Raw genomic sequence first — 16,525 nt, forward strand, 5'->3', positions numbered from 1 at the left:
GTAGATGAAGCTTCCTCATCCAAAGAGAAATAGGCCCTCACCAGCGGTTTCTTCGCAGCGGAGGCTGTGAAGGCGCTACTGGGGCCGTCTGTGGGCCGTGGTCAGTGCTGCGAGCGCACGCTAAGCGTTGTGTGTGCGGTGGAGGCGAAGGAATGCCAAGCGGCGCTCGCGTTCGTGCCGCAGGCTTCAACTTGTGCTTTGGTGGCGCTGGATTCTGCTGCGTCGCCACCATGAAGTGCCCGGGGCCACCTGAGTATTGCAACGTGGAGTTGCTTCGCTGCTGACCCCATGCTGCGTGCCGATGAGACCAGGTCGTCGGGGCCCCAGAGCTGAAGCTTGGCGGTGGCAATCGTCAGAGCTATGAACGCTTCGTGTAGTGCGCTGAACTGCTCTTCGGAGAGGTCCTGGTCTCGTGAGATGCGCCCTTGGCATGGCACGGATTGGGTAATGAACGTCATCCATGCGGCCACGGTCTCGTCGCATGCCTGCCTCCGCTGCTCGCGAGTCCAGTGCTCGTGCTCAGCAGAGGCCTGATGTGCGACTTGTGTATGGACTGCCTCGATCGTCTTTTGTGCGCCAACACGCGCTCCATAGGCGGTCGCTAGGCCGCCGATGCCAGCCCCCACCACTCCGGCGATCCCTGCCAACGCTGCTGCTAGTCCCTGGTCCATGGCGTCATTCTGCTGGACCTCGTGGGCGTCATTCAGGCAGAGGACCCATTGAGAGATACAACGCTTCCACCGCGTTCCGCGTCCGCCCCTCGCTGCTCGGCATGAGGTGCGTGTACGTGCGCAGCGTGAACCCCGGATCTGCGTGACCGAGGTACTGACTCAGAGCTCGTAACACGATCTTGCTGAATGCTCCTGGTCGGCCGTGACCGGTGTGACGATTCGGCCGTTCGGGATGGTGTGAGTACCCGGCCGTGGATCGTGGACGATGACCTGTGGGCGCTGATCGAGCCGTTGCTGCCGCCCTGGCCCAAGAAGGCTCCCGGCCCGCGGCCGGTGCCGGACCGGCTGTGCCAGCAAGGCATCCTGTACGTGCTCCGCAACGACATCGCCTGGCAACTGCTGCCGCTGGAGCTGGGGTTCGGATCGGGCCAGACCTGCTGGCGGCGGCTGGAGCGGTGGCAGAAGGCCGGGGTCTTCGACCGGCTGCACCGGATCCTGCTCGCCGAGCTGAACGCGGCCGGCGAGCTGGACTGGTCCAGAGCGTGCGTCGACGGCTCCCACGTCCGCGCGAAAAAGGGGGAGCCGACACCGGTCCGTCGCCGGTCGACCGGCGGAAGACGGGCAGCAAGCACCATCTGATCTGCGATGGACGTGGCACTCCGCTGAAGGTCATCACCACCGCCGCCAACGTCAACGACGTCACCCAGACCCTCGCCCTGGTCGACGGCATCCCGCCCGTCGCAGGCCGCCCGGGCCGGCCGCGGCAGCGCCGAAGCCCTGCTCGGCGACAAGGGCTACGACTCCGACCCGAACCGCCGCGAACTGCGCAAGCGGCGGATACTCCCGGTCATCTCCCGCAGAGGCTCCCCGAACATCGAGGGCCTGGGCAAGCTCCGCTACGTCGTCGAGCAGACCTTCGCCCTGCTGCACCAGTTCAAACGCCTCGCCGTCCGCTGGGAACGGCGAACCGAACTCCACGACGCCTTCGTCTCCCTCGCCTGCAGCCTCATCTGCTGGAGACGCGTCAAGAAGCACAGCTCATGATCGTGTTACGAGCTCTCAAGGAACCCGGCACCGCCGAGTGGCTCAGACGTTAGCGGGGCGACGTCTCGCGGGCACGGTGATAGAGCGCGCCTCGTACACGCTGGAGAGGCAAGCGGAGGCCGTCCCGGGCCGTCTGTGGGCCGTCGAGGGGTCGCCGGAGCCCACTGACAGCCACCGACAACAACCAAGAGGGCGCGACCGACGGTCGCGCCCTCTTGCCGTATTTCCCCCGCTACACCCAGGTGTCCAGCCACATCCGGCTTCTCCACTGGTCCAGTGGAATGGGGGTGCCGGTGTAGATGGGCCAGAAGTAGATGAAATTCCAGACGATGAGCAGGACCAGGCAGCCCGCTGCCACCGCGCCGAAAGTGCGGCGTCTTTCCGAGGAGCCTCGGGGGCCGATGATCGCGCCCAGCATCATGGCCACCGCCAGGCACAGGAAAGGCACGAAGACGACCGCGTAGAAAAGGAAGATGGTGCGTTCCTGGTAAAGGAACCAGGGGAGCCAGCCGGCCGCGATGCCGCAGGCGATCGCGCCCGCGCGCCAGTCGCGGCGGAAGGCCCAGCGCCACAGGACGTACAGGATCGCGAAGCAGGCGGCCCACCAGAGGAGGGGGGTGCCGAGGGCCAGGACCTCCTGGGCGCACTTCTCCTTCGCCGTCGCCGGGCAGCCGGCCGTGCCGGGGGCGGGGGACTCGTAGAAGTACGAGACGGGGCGGCCCAGCACGATCCAGGACCAGGGGTTCGACTGGTAGGTGTGCGGCGAGGTGAGGCCGACGTGGAAGGTGTACACCTCGGACTCGTAGTGCCACAGGCTGCGCAGCCAGTCCGGGAGCCAGCCCCAGGTGCCGCCGCCGACCGCCTTGTCGTGCTCCTCGGCCCAGTGGCGGAAGTAGCCCTTGTCGGTGGCCAGCCAGCCGCTCCAGGTCGCCAGGTACGTGCCGATGGCCACCGGGACGACGGAGACGAACGCGGGGACCAGGTCCTTCTTGATCACCGCGAGGTACGGGCGGACGGCGCCGGCCGTGCGGCGGCCGCCGACGTCCCACAGGACGGTGAGGAGACCGAAGGCGACCATCACGTAGAGGCCGTTCCACTTGGTGGCCGCCGCGAGGCCCAGGGAGACGCCGGCCGCGATCCGCCAGGGCCGCCAGCCCAGGCGGAGGGTCTCGGCGATCTCCGCGTCCGGACGCAGGACCCCTTCCTCGTCCTCGGGGAGGGCGGCGGCGAGCCGTCGGCGCGTCCTGTCCCGGTCCAGGACCAGGCAGCCGAAGGCGGCGAGCACGAAGAACATCAGCACCTGGTCGAGCAGCGCGGTGCGGCTCATCACGAAGTGCAGTCCGTCGACGGCCAGGAGCAGGCCCGCCAGGCAGCCCAGGAACGTCGAGCGGAACAGCCGGCGGCCGATCCGGCACAGCATCAGCACGGACAGGGTGCCGAGCAGGGCGACCATGAAACGCCAGCCGAAGGGTTCGAAGCCGAAGAGCTTCTCGCCGACGCCGATCACCCATTTGCCCATCGGCGGGTGCACGACGTACCCGGGATCCGTCGGCACCAGGACCGAGCCGGGGTCGGTGAGGATCGTCTTGTCGATGTCCTTCGGCCAGGCCCCCTCGTACCCCTGGTTGATCAGGGCCCAGGAGTCCTTGGCGTAGTACGTCTCGTCGAATATCACCGCGTGCGGCTTGCCCAGGTTCCAGAACCGCAGCAGGCCCGCGACCGCCGTGACCAGGAGCGGACCGCCCCAGGCCAGCAGCCGCCACAGCCGGTCGGCGCCGCCGGGGCCGATGCCGAGCAGCGACCACGTCCGTTCGGAGGGCCGGGTGTACGGGGGGACGAGCCGCTCGCGCAGTCCGATCGGGTCGGAGGCAGGCGGTGTGTAGCCGAAGCGCCGCAGCCTCTGCTGCCACGAAGAGGGCTCTGCCACGGGCGCCGCCATGGGGTGCTGGCCCTCCAGGGCCTCGGGTGCGGTACTGGTCACCGCGCCATCGTAGGGAACGCGCCTGTGCGAGTCGCCTGTCCGGGCTGGGAGGATGTTCCGTGTGACAGGAACGCTGGTACTCGCAGGGACCCCCATCGGTGACATCGCGGACGCCCCGCCCCGTCTCGCCGCCGAGCTGCAGGGCGCGGACATCGTGGCAGCCGAGGACACCCGGAGGCTGCGCGGCCTCACCCGGGCGCTCGGCATCCACACGACGGGCCGGGTCGTCTCGTATTTCGAGGGCAACGAGTCCGCCCGTACGCCGGAGCTCGTCGAGGCCCTGGTCGGCGGGGCGCGGGTGCTGCTCGTGACGGACGCGGGCATGCCGTCGGTCTCGGACCCCGGCTACCGGCTGGTCGCCGCCGCCGTCGAGCAGGACATCAAGGTGACGGCCGTGCCCGGCCCGTCCGCCGTGCTCACCGCGCTGGCCCTCTCCGGCCTCCCGGTGGACCGCTTCTGCTTCGAGGGCTTCCTGCCGAGGAAGGCCGGCGAGCGCCTGGGCCGTCTCCGCGAGGTCGCGGACGAGCGCAGGACCCTCGTCTACTTCGAGGCCCCGCACCGGCTCGACGACACCCTGGCCGCGATGGCCGAGGTGTTCGGCGCCGAGCGCCGGGCCGCGGTCTGCCGCGAGCTGACGAAGACGTACGAGGAGGTCAAGCGGGGCCCGCTCGGCGAGCTCGCGGAATGGGCGAAGGACGGCGTACGGGGCGAGATCACCGTCGTCGTCGAGGGCGCCCCGGAGACCGGCCCGGCCGAGCTCGACGCGGAGGAGCTGGTGCGCAGGGTGCGGGTGCGCGAGGAGGCGGGGGAGCGCCGCAAGGAGGCGATCGCCGCCGTCGCGGCGGAGGCGGGGCTTCCCAAGCGGGAGGTGTTCGATGCCGTGGTCGCGGCAAAGAATGCGGACGTGTCGGGCCCCGGAAAGGGTAAAGGACTAATGTGAAAGGCAAAGCCGAACCCGGCGCCGGGACTCTTCGCAGGGCGCTTGGCAAGGGAACGCCAAAGAGAAATCCATGGTTCGTCCCCCGCTGATGCGCTCCGGCCCGAAAAGGCGTCCACTGATCAGTGGAGAGGAGCTGGCATGAGCGAGATCACCGGCACCGGCATATCCGTCGCCCATGAGGCGTACGCCTTCGCCTGCATGCGCTGTGGATACGGCTGGGAGCAGGCGTACGACATCGAGCACCACGTCGACGCCGCCGGCCAGGAATTCGTCGTCTACAAGGCCGACGGAGAGCGGGTACCGTCCCCGCTGTCCAGCCCCACCTGCATGAACTGCGGCGGACATGTCGTCCGCATCATGCGCGCGGGGCAGGTGTCGTCGGTGCTCGACCTGGTCGCCGCGACCGAGAAGCACCAGCACGGGGCGCGGGCGACGAAGCCCGTCTCACCGGCCGGGCCCATCGGCCAGGAGCTGACCGAGGACGACGCCCCCGAGAAGCCGCCGGTGCCGCATCACTGGCATCTGTCGGACCTCTTCCACCCCCGCAGGCGTCACCACTAGTCCACCGGTAACCCCGCGCGCCGGCACTCGTGGCCCTCGTACGATCGGGGCCATGAGTGCCAAGGACGCCCCGCCGCCGCTGCCCGAACCCCTCCTCGTGGAGGTCGCGGACTCGCACACCCACATGGACCTGCAGTCCGGGACCGTCGAGGAGGCCCTGGTCAAGGCCGCCGCGGTCGGCGTGACCACGGTCGTCCAGGTCGGCTGCGACGTGAAGGGCTCGCAGTGGGCCGCCGAGACGGCCGCCGCCCACGAGAACGTGCACGCCGCCGTCGCGCTGCACCCCAACGAGGCCCCCCGCATCGTCCTCGGGGACCCCGACGGCTGGTCCCGGCAGGGCGCCCGTCAGGGCGGCGGCGACGCGGCCCTCGACGACGCCCTCACCGAGATCGACCGGCTCGCCGCCCTGCCGTACGTCCGCGGCGTCGGCGAGACCGGCCTCGACTTCTTCCGTACGGGACCCGAGGGCATCGCCGCGCAGGAGCGTTCCTTCCGGGCCCACATCGAGATCGCCAAGCGGCACGGCAAGGCCCTCGTCATCCACGACCGGGAGGCCCACGCCGACGTGCTGCGCGTCCTGGACGAGGAGGGCGCCCCCGAGCGGACCGTCTTCCACTGCTACTCCGGCGACGCCGCCATGGCCGAGATCTGCGCCGCCAAGGGCTACTACATGTCCTTCGCCGGCAACGTCACCTTCAAGAACGCCCAGCCGCTGCGGGACGCGCTCGCGATCGCCCCGCTGGAGCTGGTCCTCGTCGAGACCGACGCGCCCTTCCTCACCCCGGCGCCCTTCCGGGGCCGCCCGAACGCCCCGTACCTGATCCCGGTCACCGTCCGGGCCATGGCCGAGGTCCGCGGCATCGGGGAGAACGAGCTGGCCGAGGCGATCGCCGTGAACACGGCCCGCGCCTTCGACTACTGAGCATCACCGATCCATAAAAGTTACGTGGCGTAGTCGGGTCGCTTTGGAGAGTGACGGCTCTCGGGGCTAGGGTCCCGGCCTCGTGAGTACTTCCCAGGGCAGTCACCGAGCCGGACGGCGGGGCGCGGGCGCGACCCTGCCCGTGCACGAGCAGCCGACGCAGGCGGCGCCCCTCGTGGTGCCGGGCGTCGTGCCGGGCGTCGTGCCGGGTCAGGGGTCCCGCGCCGGGGCCCGCCGGGCCGCCCGCCGCCGCAAGGCGTCCGGCGGGCCGGGCGAGGGCCTGCGGAGGCTCGTCCCGCAGGCGCTCGTCGTCGCCTTCCTCGCCGGCGGCACCAGCGCCTTCCTCGCCGACGACAAGGCCGTCGAGCTCACCGTCGACGGCGCCCCCCGCACCCTCCACACCTTCGCCGACGACGTGCGGGAGCTCCTCGCCGACGAGGGCGTCGCCGTCGGCGAGCACGACATCGTCGCGCCCGCCCCCGGCGAGGCCCTGGTCAGCGGCGACGAGATCGTCGTCCGGTACGGGCGGCCGGTCGCCCTCACCCTCGACGGGCAGCGCCGCCAGGTCTGGACGACCGCCGGGACCGTCGAGGGGGCGCTGCGCCAGCTCGGGGTCCGCGCCGAGGGCGCCTTCCTCTCGGCCTCCCGCGGGGCCACGATCTCCCGGCAGGGCCTCGCCCTCGACGTCCGCACCGAGCGGGCCGTCACCTTCCTGGCCGACGGACGCGAGCGGACGGTCCGTACGAACGCGGCCACCGTCCGGGAGGCCCTCGCCGAGGCCGGGATCACGCTCTCCGGACAGGACACCACCTCCGTCCCGGCCGACTCCTTCCCCCGCGACGGGCAGACGGTGAACGTCATGCGGATCACCGGCTCCCGGCAGGTGCGGGAGGAGTCCGTGCCGTACGCCGTGGAGCGGGTCCGCGACCCGGAGCTCTTCGCCGGCACCGAGGTCGTGGAACGGCAGGGCGTCCCGGGCGTCCGCCGCGTCACGTACAGCCTGCGCACGGTCAACGGGGTCAAGCAGCGGCCCCGCAGGACCGGCGAGGAGATCGTCCGCGAGCCCGTCAGCCGCAAGGTCCGGGTCGGCACCCGGCCGCTGCCCACCTCCGTCACCGGCGCCGACGGCCTCGACTGGGGCGCGCTGGCCGCCTGCGAGTCCGGCGGCCGCCCGAACGCGGTCGACCCCTCGGGGACGTACGGCGGGCTCTACCAGTTCGACCCGGGCACCTGGCGCGCGCTCGGGGGCAGCGGCACCGCGCAGAACGCGTCCGCGGCCGAGCAGACCTTCCGCGCGAAGAAGCTGTACGTGCAGCGGGGGGCGAGCCCGTGGCCCCACTGCGGACGACGGCTCACCCACGGCTAGGCCTGTCTTTCGGATCAGGCCCCGCGAGCCCGGCCTGATCCGAAAGACAGGCCTTAGGCCGCCCGGGTGACCGCCGCCCGAACCGGTGAGCCGTAGGTCGGCCCCAGCCGGGCCCCGTAGGCTGTACCGGTGAGCACCACCACCGGCCCCGAAAGCCCCGACGCCCTCCTCGGCCCCGCCGACATCCGTGAGCTGGCCGCCGCCCTCGGCGTGCGCCCCACGAAGCAGAAGGGCCAGAACTTCGTCATCGACGCCAACACCGTCCGGCGGATCGTCCGCACGGCCGAGGTGCGGCCCGAGGACGTGGTCGTGGAGGTGGGGCCCGGGCTCGGCTCCCTCACCCTGGCCCTCCTGGAGGCCGCCGACCGCGTGACGGCCGTCGAGATCGACGACATCCTCGCCGCCGCGCTCCCGGCGACGATCGCCGCCCGCATGCCGCAGAAGAAGGACCGCTTCGCGCTCGTCCACTCCGACGCGATGCACGTCGAGGAGCTCCCGGGCCCGCCGCCCACCGCGCTCGTCGCGAACCTGCCGTACAACGTGGCCGTGCCCGTCCTGCTCCACATGCTGGAGCGGTTCCCGACCATCGAGCGGACCCTCGTCATGGTCCAGGCCGAGGTCGCCGACCGGCTCGCCGCCAAGCCCGGGAACAAGGTGTACGGGGTCCCCTCCGTCAAGGCCAACTGGTACGCCGAGGTCAAGCGCGCCGGCGCGATCGGCCGCAACGTCTTCTGGCCCGCGCCGAACGTCGACTCCGGCCTCGTCTCCCTCGTCCGCCGCACCGAGCCGCTGCCGACCACCGCGAGCCGGCAGGAGGTCTTCGCGGTCGTCGACGCGGCCTTCGCCCAGCGCCGCAAGACGCTGCGCGCGGCCCTCGCGACCTGGGCGGGCTCGCCCGCCGCGGCGGAGGAGGCCCTGGTGAAGGCCGGGATCTCGCCGCAGGCGCGGGGCGAGTCGCTGACGGTGGAGGAGTTCGCGCGGATCGCGGAGAACAAGCCGGAGGCGCAGGCATGAACGGCGTGACCGTACGCGTCCCCGCCAAGGTCAACGTCCAGCTCGCCGTCGGCGCGGCCCGCCCCGACGGCTTCCACGACCTGGCCAACGTCTTCCTCGCCGTCTCCCTGTACGACGAGGTCACCGCCACCCCCGCCGACACGCTGACGATCACCTGCGAGGGCCCGGACGCCGACAAGGTGCCGCTGGACCGGAGCAACCTGGCCGCGCGGGCCGCCGAGCTGCTCGCCGCCCGGCACGGCATCGCGCCGGACGTGCACCTGCACATCAGGAAGGACATCCCGGTCGCCGGCGGCATGGCGGGCGGCAGCGCGGACGGCGCGGGCGCCCTGCTCGCCTGCGACGCGCTCTGGGGCCTGGACACGCCCCGCGAGGTGCTCCTGGAGATCTGCGCCGAGCTCGGCTCGGACGTGCCGTTCAGCCTGGTCGGCGGGGCGGCGCTCGGCACCGGGCGGGGCGAGAAGCTGACGGAGCTGCCGGTCGGGGGCACCTTCCACTGGGTGTTCGCCGTCGCGGACGGCGGTCTGTCGACCCCCGCGGTGTACGGGGAGTTCGACCGTCTCGCCGAGGGCGTCGAGGTCCCGGAGCCGGCCGCCTCCCCGGCGCTCCTGGAGGCCCTGGCGACCGGTGACACCGCCGCTCTCGCCGCCACCCTCGCCAACGACCTCCAGGCACCGGCGCTCTCCCTGCGCCCCTCGCTCGCCGCGACCCTGGCGGCGGGCACCGAGGCGGGCGCCCTCGCGGCGCTGGTCTCCGGCTCGGGCCCGACGACGGCGTTCCTGGTGAAGGACGCGGAGACGGCGGACGCGGTCGCCGCCGCCCTCGTCGCCTCCGGCACCTGCCGCACGGCCCGCCCGACGACCTCCCCGGCGCCGGGCGCGGTCGTCCTCGGCTAGAGCTTGTTGCGGGAGATGCGGGCCAGGAGGAGGTTCGGGTCCGGGGTCTCGGTCTCGGGGTCGAAGAAGTAGCCCGCGCTGGGGACGTAGACGGTCTTGGCGCGGATCGCCACCGAGGTCGGGCTGTCGAGGCCGTCCGCGCCGGTGAGGACCGTCTTGTGGGTTCCGTCGGGGCGGACGAGTTCGAGCTTGTCCTCCGAGACCCGCGCGGCCAGGACCGTGTCGCCGTGCCCGGTGAAGGCGAAGTCGTCGATGCCGGTGAGCCCGGTCGCCCGGGTCTGGATCGGGCCCGCGGTCCGGTTCTTCTCGATCGGGATCCGGAGCAGGGTCCTCTGGGCCGAGTTGGACACCCAGACGGCGCCGTCGTGGAGCTTGAGGCCGTTGGCCCCGAAGGGGAGGTCCTGGGTCGGCTCCAGGGCCGCTCCGGAGGCCCATTCCGTCGCCTGCACCATGTTGTCCCCGTCCGGCACCCGCGCGCTCCACACGACGCCGAGTGCCGAGTCCGCGGCGTAGAGGGTGTCGCACTTCTCGTCGAGGGCGAGACCGTTGGGGAAGCCGTCGACCGGCACCTTCACGATCAGCTGGGGCGCGCTGCCGTCGGGGCGGATGCGCCAGATGCCGTTCTCCTCGTCGGTGCCGGTGACGTAGTTGACGTACAGGGTGCCGTCGTGGGCGCGGGCGATGCCGGTGAGGAGGGAGCCCGTCGGGTCCGTGACCGTGGGGAGGACCGCGAGGTCGGTCGGCCCGGAACCGTCCTTGCCGACCCGCACCACCTTGTGGGCGTAGGCGAAGGTCAGGATCGCCGAGCCGTCGGGTGCGAGGGCGATGTTCTCCGGGGTCTCCCCGGCGACGAAGTCGAAGTGCGCGACGACGCGGGGATCGGACACGGTCGGGTCGGCGGCCGACGCGGGGCCGGCGGCGAGCACGGTGAGAGCGGCGGTGGCGGCGGCGACGGCGGCCAGACGCGGGCGTCTCGACATGGGCTTCTCCTCGTGGGGGGTGCGGGTGACCTGAGGAGAGGCTCGCGGTTCGCCCGCCGGGGAGCACGGCAGCCGTGGCCGGGAGGTCGCCCACGTGGCCGACGGCTTGGGGCCGGTTGGCACTGCGCGGCGGGCTTCCTGGGTTCCGTACTCCCGATACTCAGCTCCCGATTTGAGTATCCGCGCCCTGACGGCCGGCCGGGCCGCCGCGGGACCGTGCTCGCATGGGAATCAGCGCGCGTGAACTCGCCGCCGCCACACCGGCGACGCGGGACCGGTACGTCGATCTGCTCCGGGTCGCCTCGCTCGCGGTCGTCGTCCTCGGCCACTGGCTGATGGCGGCCGTCAACGCCGACGGGCAGGTCGGGAACCTGCTCGCCGTCGTGCCGGAACTCCAGCTGGTGACCTGGGTGTTCCAGGTGATGCCGGTGTTCTTCTTCGTGGGGGGCTTCTCGCACGCCCTCGCCCACCGCTCCCGCCCGCAGTACGCGGCGTTCCTGCGGGCCCGGCTCCAGCGGCTGCTGCGGCCGACGATGGTGTTCGTCGGGGTGTGGGGCGCGGCCGCGCTGCTGCTCCAGCTGTCCGGGGCGGACGAGGGGCTCACCGGGGTGGCGCTGCGGCTCGTCACGCAGCCGCTGTGGTTCATCGGGATCTACCTGGCGATGGTGGCCTTCACGCCGCCGCTGCTGCGGCTGCACGAGCGGTGGGGGTGGGGCGCGTTCCTCGTCCTCGCGGGCGGGGCGGTCGCGGTGGACGTGCTGCGGTTCGCGGTGGGCGTCCCCTTCGTGGAGTTCCTGAACTTCGCGTTCGTGTGGCTCGCGGTCCACCAGCTCGGTTTCCTCCGCGCCGACGGCATGATCCGCCGCCCGGCGCTGCTCGCCGGAGCGGGCCTCCTCGGCGCGACGGCGCTCGTCGCCCTCGGGCCGTATCCGCTGTCGATGGTGGGGATGCCGGGCGAGAAGGTGTCGAACATGGCGCCGCCGACGCTCGCCCTGCTCTGCCACGGCCTGTGGCTGGTCGGCGCGGTCGAGCTGCTCAAGGGCCCGGGTGCGCGGTTCGTCGCCCGGGCCGGGGTGTGGCGGGCGGTGGTCGCGGCGAACGGGATCGCGATGACGGCGTTCCTGTGGCACCTGACGGCCATGCTCGGGGTGTACGGGGCGCTGCTCGGTCTCGGCGTGGAGCTGCCGGCCCCGGCCTCGGGCGCCTGGTGGGCGCAGGTCCCGCTCCGGTTCGCGGCGGCGGCCGTGCTCACGGCGCTGCTGGTCGCGGTCTTCCGCCGCTTCGAGGCGCCGGTCCCGGCCGCCCCGGCGACCGGTACGGGCGGGCCCCTCGCCGCCCTCGGCATCACGCTCGCCCTGTTCGGTGTCCTGGGCCTGTCCCTGACGGGCTTCGCCGGGCTCCTGGAGGGTCACTCGGCGACCCTGATCGCCGTCCCGGTCACGGCCCCGGCGGCGGTGGGGCTCGCGCTCGTGGGGTGGCTGCTCGTGGAGCGGGCGGGGCGGGTCAGATCGCGATGACGGTCGCGCGGCCCCGGCAGAGGGCCAGCAGGTCCTCCGGGGCCGAGGTCAGCACGGTGACGGGGCCGGGCGCCGTGAGGGCCGTCGCGGCGACCGTCGCGTCGATGGCGTACGTGTGGCCGTGGAGTCCCGTCTCGGCGAGCAGGGCCGCCGCGCGCCGGGCCACGGCCTCCGTCACGGGTTCGACGACGAGACGGGACAGGGTCCATTCCAGGGCGGCCCGGTTGATCCGGGGGTGCATCACCTCCACCAGCGTGGCCGCGCTCGTCACGACCCGCAGGTCGTCGGCGCGGGCCAGGGCGAGCCAGCCGGTGACCTCGCGGTCGCGCAGGACGGCCTTGGCGAGGCCCTCGCTGTCGAGCACCAGCGTGCCGCCGGGTACGGCCTCGGAGCGAGGGGTCACGCGGCGCTCGCCTCGCCGGTCGTCGTACCGCCCTGCTCCTGACGGGCCCGGCGCAGCTGCTCGCGCCTCGCCTGGATCTCCTCGTCCGTGACGGGCCCGTGTTCGGCCTCCGCCACCGCGATGAGCTCGTTGAGGTCGTCCCGTTCGATCTGCCGGGCGACGGCGGCGGTCACATAGGCCGAGAGCCCGGAGGGGCCGCCACGCGCGCGTGCCGCCTCCGCGAGGTCCCGGGGCATGCTGATCGAGTACTTCTGGGTGGGCTCGCTCATGCCTCTTATGCTACCGCTGATGCCACCCGTCGGGCGGGGAGAGCCCGGCGACGTACCCTGGGACGTCGATCGATCCCCCGTACAGGAGTGAACGTGGCCGTCAACCTGGTCAATGTCGAGGCCGTCAGCAAGGTGTACGGCACCCGTGCCCTGCTCGACGGGGTCTCGCTCGGCGTCTCCGAGGGGGACCGGATCGGGGTCGTCGGACGCAACGGCGACGGCAAGACCACCCTCATCCGGATGCTCGCCAAGCTGGAGGAGGCCGACACCGGCCGCGTCACCCACAGCGGCGGGCTCCGCCTCGGGGTGCTCACCCAGCACGACTCCCTCGACCCGAAGGCCACCATCCGGCACGAGGTCATCGGCGTCATGGCCGACCACGAGTGGGCGGGCAGCGCCAAGATCCGCGACGTGCTCACCGGCCTCTTCGGCGGCCTCGACCTGCCCGGCTTCGAGCAGGGCCTCGACACGGTCATCGGCCCGCTCTCCGGCGGCGAGCGCCGCCGCATCGCGCTCGCCAAGCTCCTCATCGAGGACCAGGACCTGATCGTCCTCGACGAGCCCACCAACCACCTCGACGTCGAGGGCATCGCCTGGCTCGCCAAGCACCTCCAGGAGCGCCGCTCGGCGCTCGTCTGCGTCACCCACGACCGCTGGTTCCTCGACCAGGTCTGCACCCGCATGTGGGACGTGCAGCGCGGTGACGTGCACGAGTACGAGGGCGGCTACTCCGACTACGTCTTCGCCCGCGCCGAGCGCGAGCGGATCGCCGCCACGGAGGAGGCCAAGCGGCAGAACCTGATGCGCAAGGAGCTCGCCTGGCTCCGGCGCGGCGCCCCCGCCCGTACCTCCAAGCCGCGCTACCGCATCGAGGCCGCGAACGAGCTCATCGCCGACGTGCCGCCGCCGCGCGACACCTCCGAGCTGATGAAGTTCGCCAACGCCCGCCTCGGCAAGACGGTCTTCGACCTGGAGGACGTGAGCATCACCGCCGGCCCCAAGGAGCTGCTCAAGCACCTCACCTGGCAGCTCGGGCCCGGCGACCGCATCGGCCTCGTCGGCGTCAACGGCGCGGGCAAGACCTCACTCCTGCGGGCGCTCGCCGAAGCGGCCGTCAGCCAGGGCGAGAAGCAGCCGGCCGCCGGGAAGATCGTCGTCGGCAAGACCGTCCGGCTCGCCTACCTCTCGCAGGACGTCACCGAACTCCCCGCCACGCTGCGCGTCCTGGAGGCCGTGCAGCAGATCCGCGACCGCGTCGACCTCGGCAAGGGCCGCGAGATGACCGCCGGTCAGCTCTGCGAGCAGTTCGGCTTCTCCAAGGAGAAGCAGTGGACCCCCGTCGGCGACCTCTCCGGTGGTGAGCGCCGCCGCCTCCAGCTGCTCCGCCTCCTGATGGACGAGCCGAACGTCCTCTTCCTCGACGAGCCCACCAACGACCTCGACATCGAGACCCTCACCCAGCTGGAGGACCTCCTCGACGGCTGGCCGGGCTCCATGGTCGTCATCTCCCACGACCGGTTCTTCATCGAGCGCACCACGGACCGGACGTTCGCGCTGCTCGGCGACAAGACGCTGCGGATGCTGCCGCGCGGCATCGACGAGTACCTGGAGCGCCGCCAGAAGATGATCGAGGCGGCCGTCCCGGCGCCCGCCGCAGCGCCCGCGCAGGCCAAGCCCGGCCTCTCCGCCGCCGACGCCCGCGCCGCCAAGAAGGAGCTGCAGAAGGTCGAGCGTCAGCTCGACAAGCTCTCCGACCGGGAGGCGAAGCTGCACGCGCAGATCGCCGACAACGCCACCGATTTCGAGAAGGTGGCGAAGCTCGACGCGGAGCTCCGGGAACTCGCGGGGGAGCGGGAGGAATTGGAGATGCGCTGGCTGGAACTGGCCGAGGACGCCTAGGTCCGGCCCGGCGGGACGCATAACAACGGCATCACAGGCCGGTCCTCCCTTGGGTACAAGGGGCGGACCGGTCGCTTTTGCGCCAGCGCGTGAGTGGTAGAAAGAAAACCCGTTCACGTCAAGGGGGAACCGCTGATGACCCAGCCGCCCAGCAACCAGCCGCCGGGGGGCTTCGGAGCCCCTCAGGACCCGAACCAGGCCCCGGGCCAGGCCCCGAACCAGGGTCCGGCCGTGCCGCCCGTGCCGCCGCAGGCTCCGCCGGTCCCGCCGCAGGCACCGCCGACCCCGCCCGCCACGCAGCCCGGTTACGGGTACCCGCTGGGGGCACCTCCCGGGCCGCAGGGCCCAGGGGGACAGCCGGGCCAGGCGCCGCAGCCCGGTCCGTACGGCCAGCCGGGTCCCTACGGCCAGCCCGCACAGCCCGGCCAGCCCGCTCAGCCCGGCCCGTACGGACAGCCCGCGCAGCCCCCCTACGGGTACCCGCAGCAGGGCCAGCCCGGTCAGCCCGGCCCGTACGGTCAGCAGCCGAACCCCTACGGCGGCTACCCCACCCAGCCCATGTACCAGGGCGCCCCCACCCCGCCCCAGGGCCCCGGTGGCGGCGGCCCGTTCAAGGGCAGGACCGGCATCGTCGCCGGCGTGGCCGCCGCGGCCGTCCTGGTCGCCGCCGTCACGACCTGGGCCGTCGTCGGCGGGGACGACGACAAGGACCCGGTCGCCCAGCCCACCGCCACGGCCACCTCCTCCTCCGGTGCGCCGAAGCCCACCGAGTCGGTGGACCAGGGCGACGGCTCGGGCGACGGCGAGAACGGCGAGGAGGACCTCAACGCGGGCCGCCAGGCCGGCGAGGCGAAGGTCAACTGGCTGCTGAAGAACGACGTCGACCTGCCCCGCAACGGCTCCGACGTCTTCGGCCCGTGGATCGTCGGCGACACCGTCGTCAAGGCGATGTACAAGGGCGTCGACGGCTACGGCCTGAGCGACGGCAAGCGCAAGTGGCACGTCGACCTGCCGTTCGAGCTGTGCGCGGTCCCGCCGGAGCCCGCCGCCGACGGCACCATGGTCTTCGGCTACGCCGAGAGCGCCAAGGACGGCGCCAAGTGCACCCAGCTCCAGAAGGTCGACCTCAAGACCGGCAAGGCCGGCTGGAAGAAGGCCGTCCCGAAGGCCACGGGCCTCTTCGCCTTCTCCGACAACACCCTTGCCATCAGCGGCAACACGGTCACCGCGGCCGGCTCCAGCAGCGCGTACGGCTTCTCGCTCGCCGACGGCCGCCAGCTCTTCAAGGGCGCCGACAGCGGCTGCAAGCCCTTCGCCTACGCGGGCGGCAGCAAGCTGATCGCCGCCATGGACTGCCCCTCGGGCAGCACCACCAAGAAGCTCCAGGCCATCGGTGAGGTCGACCCCAACACCGGCAAGCCGAAGTTCACCTTCCAGCTGGAGGCGAACTGGGAGGTCGACAAGGTCTACTCGGTCGACCCGCTGGTCGTCTCGGCCACCCAGCGCGACCAGAAGAAGTGGTCCATCTTCGCGCTGAACGCCAACGGCAAGCTGCGCTCGCAGATCCAGGGCGGCAACGACAAGTTCGCGCCCTCGTGCGGCGGCAGCTTCGTCATCTTCGGCAAGAACCTCCAGGGCTGCACCGGTGTCGCCGCCGACGCGAACACCTTCTACATGGCCACGGAGACCGGTTACGGCAAGGGCAACGAGGTCGTCGCCTTCGACCTGAACACCGGCAAGGCCAAGTGGCGCTCCAAGGCGCCCGGCGACCAGCCGATGACGCCGCTGCGCATGGACGGCGGGCAGGTCCTGCTGTACGTGGACCCGTCGTACGACAAGGGCGGCGCCGTCGCCACCCTCGCGCCGACCGGCGGCGCGCCGAAGATCCTGCTCCAGCACCCGGCCTCGGCCGCCGGGATCGAGAGCAACTTCTACGACGCGAGCTTCGCCTACGGCAGCGGCACCTTCGTTGTGGCGAGCGGACGTGTGTCGGCGTCCAACGACAAGGACGAGATGCAGGTCAAGACCATGATGGCCTTCAGCAAGTGAGGTACACGGACCG

14 protein-coding genes and 2 pseudogenes are annotated in these 16,525 nt (G+C 72.0%); 10 read left to right on the forward strand and 6 right to left on the reverse strand.

Annotated elements, in window-relative coordinates:
* Positions 1-101 precede the first annotated feature (101 nt).
* Together ACWGN5_RS25145 and ACWGN5_RS25150 are read right to left on the reverse strand one after the other, a co-directional pair.
* Positions 102-671: a hypothetical protein gene (locus ACWGN5_RS25145; protein WP_453518987.1), complete on the reverse strand. Its 570-nt coding sequence runs from the start codon at positions 669-671 to the stop codon at positions 102-104.
* Positions 672-699: 28 nt separating this feature from the next.
* Positions 700-840: pseudogene (locus ACWGN5_RS25150) on the reverse strand (tyrosine-type recombinase/integrase); the annotation flags it as partial.
* 17 nt (positions 841-857) lie between these two features.
* On the opposite strand from ACWGN5_RS25150, the pseudogene ACWGN5_RS25155 reads away from it, so the two are divergent.
* Positions 858-1,715 (forward strand): annotated as a pseudogene (locus tag ACWGN5_RS25155) (IS5 family transposase).
* A gap of 232 nt (positions 1,716-1,947) precedes the next feature.
* Here the strand turns inward: ACWGN5_RS25155 and ACWGN5_RS25160 are convergent.
* A complete protein-coding gene (locus tag ACWGN5_RS25160; protein ID WP_453518990.1) occupies positions 1,948-3,696 on the reverse strand; it encodes a dolichyl-phosphate-mannose--protein mannosyltransferase in 1,749 nt (582 codons plus the stop codon).
* A 52-nt stretch (positions 3,697-3,748) separates the two neighbouring features.
* Between ACWGN5_RS25160 and rsmI the strand changes: the two genes are divergently transcribed.
* The 6 genes from rsmI to ACWGN5_RS25190 all read left to right on the forward strand — a co-directional run bounded on the left by rsmI (position 3,749) and on the right by ACWGN5_RS25190 (position 9,395).
* Positions 3,749-4,636 carry a 16S rRNA (cytidine(1402)-2'-O)-methyltransferase gene (gene rsmI / locus ACWGN5_RS25165; RefSeq protein WP_453518992.1) on the forward strand — a complete coding sequence of 296 codons (888 nt, stop codon included), beginning with the start codon at positions 3,749-3,751 and terminating at the stop codon, positions 4,634-4,636.
* A gap of 138 nt (positions 4,637-4,774) precedes the next feature.
* Positions 4,775-5,197, forward strand: coding sequence for a hypothetical protein (locus tag ACWGN5_RS25170; RefSeq protein ID WP_453518993.1), 423 nt, complete (start codon positions 4,775-4,777; stop codon positions 5,195-5,197).
* A 52-nt stretch (positions 5,198-5,249) separates the two neighbouring features.
* Positions 5,250-6,119, forward strand: coding sequence for a TatD family hydrolase (locus ACWGN5_RS25175; protein ID WP_369144709.1), 870 nt, complete (start codon positions 5,250-5,252; stop codon positions 6,117-6,119).
* An 82-nt stretch (positions 6,120-6,201) separates the two neighbouring features.
* Positions 6,202-7,485 (forward strand): ubiquitin-like domain-containing protein, encoded by a 1,284-nt coding sequence (locus ACWGN5_RS25180; protein ID WP_453518996.1) that lies wholly within the window; start codon positions 6,202-6,204, stop codon positions 7,483-7,485.
* 129 nt (positions 7,486-7,614) lie between these two features.
* Positions 7,615-8,499 carry a 16S rRNA (adenine(1518)-N(6)/adenine(1519)-N(6))-dimethyltransferase RsmA gene (rsmA, locus tag ACWGN5_RS25185; RefSeq protein WP_453518997.1) on the forward strand — a complete coding sequence of 295 codons (885 nt, stop codon included), beginning with the start codon at positions 7,615-7,617 and terminating at the stop codon, positions 8,497-8,499.
* Positions 8,496-9,395 carry a 4-(cytidine 5'-diphospho)-2-C-methyl-D-erythritol kinase gene (locus ACWGN5_RS25190; RefSeq protein ID WP_453518999.1) on the forward strand — a complete coding sequence of 300 codons (900 nt, stop codon included), beginning with the start codon at positions 8,496-8,498 and terminating at the stop codon, positions 9,393-9,395. Before rsmA ends, ACWGN5_RS25190 begins: the two co-directional genes overlap by 4 nt.
* Here ACWGN5_RS25190 and ACWGN5_RS25195 read toward each other — a convergent pair.
* Positions 9,392-10,375 (reverse strand): hypothetical protein, encoded by a 984-nt coding sequence (locus ACWGN5_RS25195; RefSeq protein ID WP_453519001.1) that lies wholly within the window; start codon positions 10,373-10,375, stop codon positions 9,392-9,394. The genes ACWGN5_RS25190 and ACWGN5_RS25195 overlap by 4 nt on opposite strands.
* Positions 10,376-10,599: 224 nt before the next feature.
* Here ACWGN5_RS25195 and ACWGN5_RS25200 point away from each other — a divergent pair, with 224 nt between their 5' ends.
* Entirely contained in the window at positions 10,600-11,892 is a 1,293-nt protein-coding gene (locus ACWGN5_RS25200) for an acyltransferase family protein (protein WP_453519003.1), read from the forward strand.
* Here ACWGN5_RS25200 and ACWGN5_RS25205 read toward each other — a convergent pair.
* Entirely contained in the window at positions 11,879-12,295 is a 417-nt protein-coding gene (locus tag ACWGN5_RS25205; RefSeq protein WP_453519005.1) for a DNA-binding protein, read from the reverse strand. The two genes, ACWGN5_RS25200 and ACWGN5_RS25205, sit on opposite strands and share 14 nt — an antisense overlap.
* Positions 12,292-12,564, reverse strand: coding sequence for a CopG family transcriptional regulator (locus ACWGN5_RS25210; RefSeq protein ID WP_453519006.1), 273 nt, complete (start codon positions 12,562-12,564; stop codon positions 12,292-12,294). The genes ACWGN5_RS25205 and ACWGN5_RS25210 overlap by 4 nt, the downstream gene beginning before the upstream one ends.
* 93 nt (positions 12,565-12,657) lie before the next feature.
* Here ACWGN5_RS25210 and ACWGN5_RS25215 point away from each other — a divergent pair, with 93 nt between their 5' ends.
* Both ACWGN5_RS25215 and ACWGN5_RS25220 read left to right on the forward strand, forming a co-directional pair.
* Complete coding sequence (locus tag ACWGN5_RS25215) at positions 12,658-14,463, forward strand: ABC-F family ATP-binding cassette domain-containing protein (RefSeq protein WP_453519008.1); 1,806 nt, start codon at positions 12,658-12,660, stop codon at positions 14,461-14,463.
* A gap of 135 nt (positions 14,464-14,598) precedes the next feature.
* Positions 14,599-16,512 (forward strand): outer membrane protein assembly factor BamB family protein, encoded by a 1,914-nt coding sequence (locus ACWGN5_RS25220; RefSeq protein WP_453519010.1) that lies wholly within the window; start codon positions 14,599-14,601, stop codon positions 16,510-16,512.
* The last annotated feature ends 13 nt before the right edge of the window (positions 16,513-16,525 follow it).

Source organism: Streptomyces sp. NPDC055815 (assembly GCF_053616475.1).

Excerpts from the sequence above, each read along its gene's own strand:
- ACWGN5_RS25145 (WP_453518987.1), bottom strand. The coding sequence starts at position 671 with ATGGACCAGGGACTAGCAGCAGCGTTGGCAGGGATCGCCGGAGTGGTG.
- rsmI (WP_453518992.1), top strand. The coding sequence starts at position 3,749 with ATGTTCCGTGTGACAGGAACGCTGGTACTCGCAGGGACCCCCATCGGT.
- ACWGN5_RS25170 (WP_453518993.1), top strand. The coding sequence starts at position 4,775 with ATGAGCGAGATCACCGGCACCGGCATATCCGTCGCCCATGAGGCGTAC.
- ACWGN5_RS25175 (WP_369144709.1), top strand. The coding sequence starts at position 5,250 with ATGAGTGCCAAGGACGCCCCGCCGCCGCTGCCCGAACCCCTCCTCGTG.
- ACWGN5_RS25190 (WP_453518999.1), top strand. The coding sequence starts at position 8,496 with ATGAACGGCGTGACCGTACGCGTCCCCGCCAAGGTCAACGTCCAGCTC.
- ACWGN5_RS25195 (WP_453519001.1), bottom strand. The coding sequence starts at position 10,375 with ATGTCGAGACGCCCGCGTCTGGCCGCCGTCGCCGCCGCCACCGCCGCT.
- ACWGN5_RS25200 (WP_453519003.1), top strand. The coding sequence starts at position 10,600 with ATGGGAATCAGCGCGCGTGAACTCGCCGCCGCCACACCGGCGACGCGG.
- ACWGN5_RS25210 (WP_453519006.1), bottom strand. The coding sequence starts at position 12,564 with ATGAGCGAGCCCACCCAGAAGTACTCGATCAGCATGCCCCGGGACCTC.
- ACWGN5_RS25220 (WP_453519010.1), top strand. The coding sequence starts at position 14,599 with ATGACCCAGCCGCCCAGCAACCAGCCGCCGGGGGGCTTCGGAGCCCCT.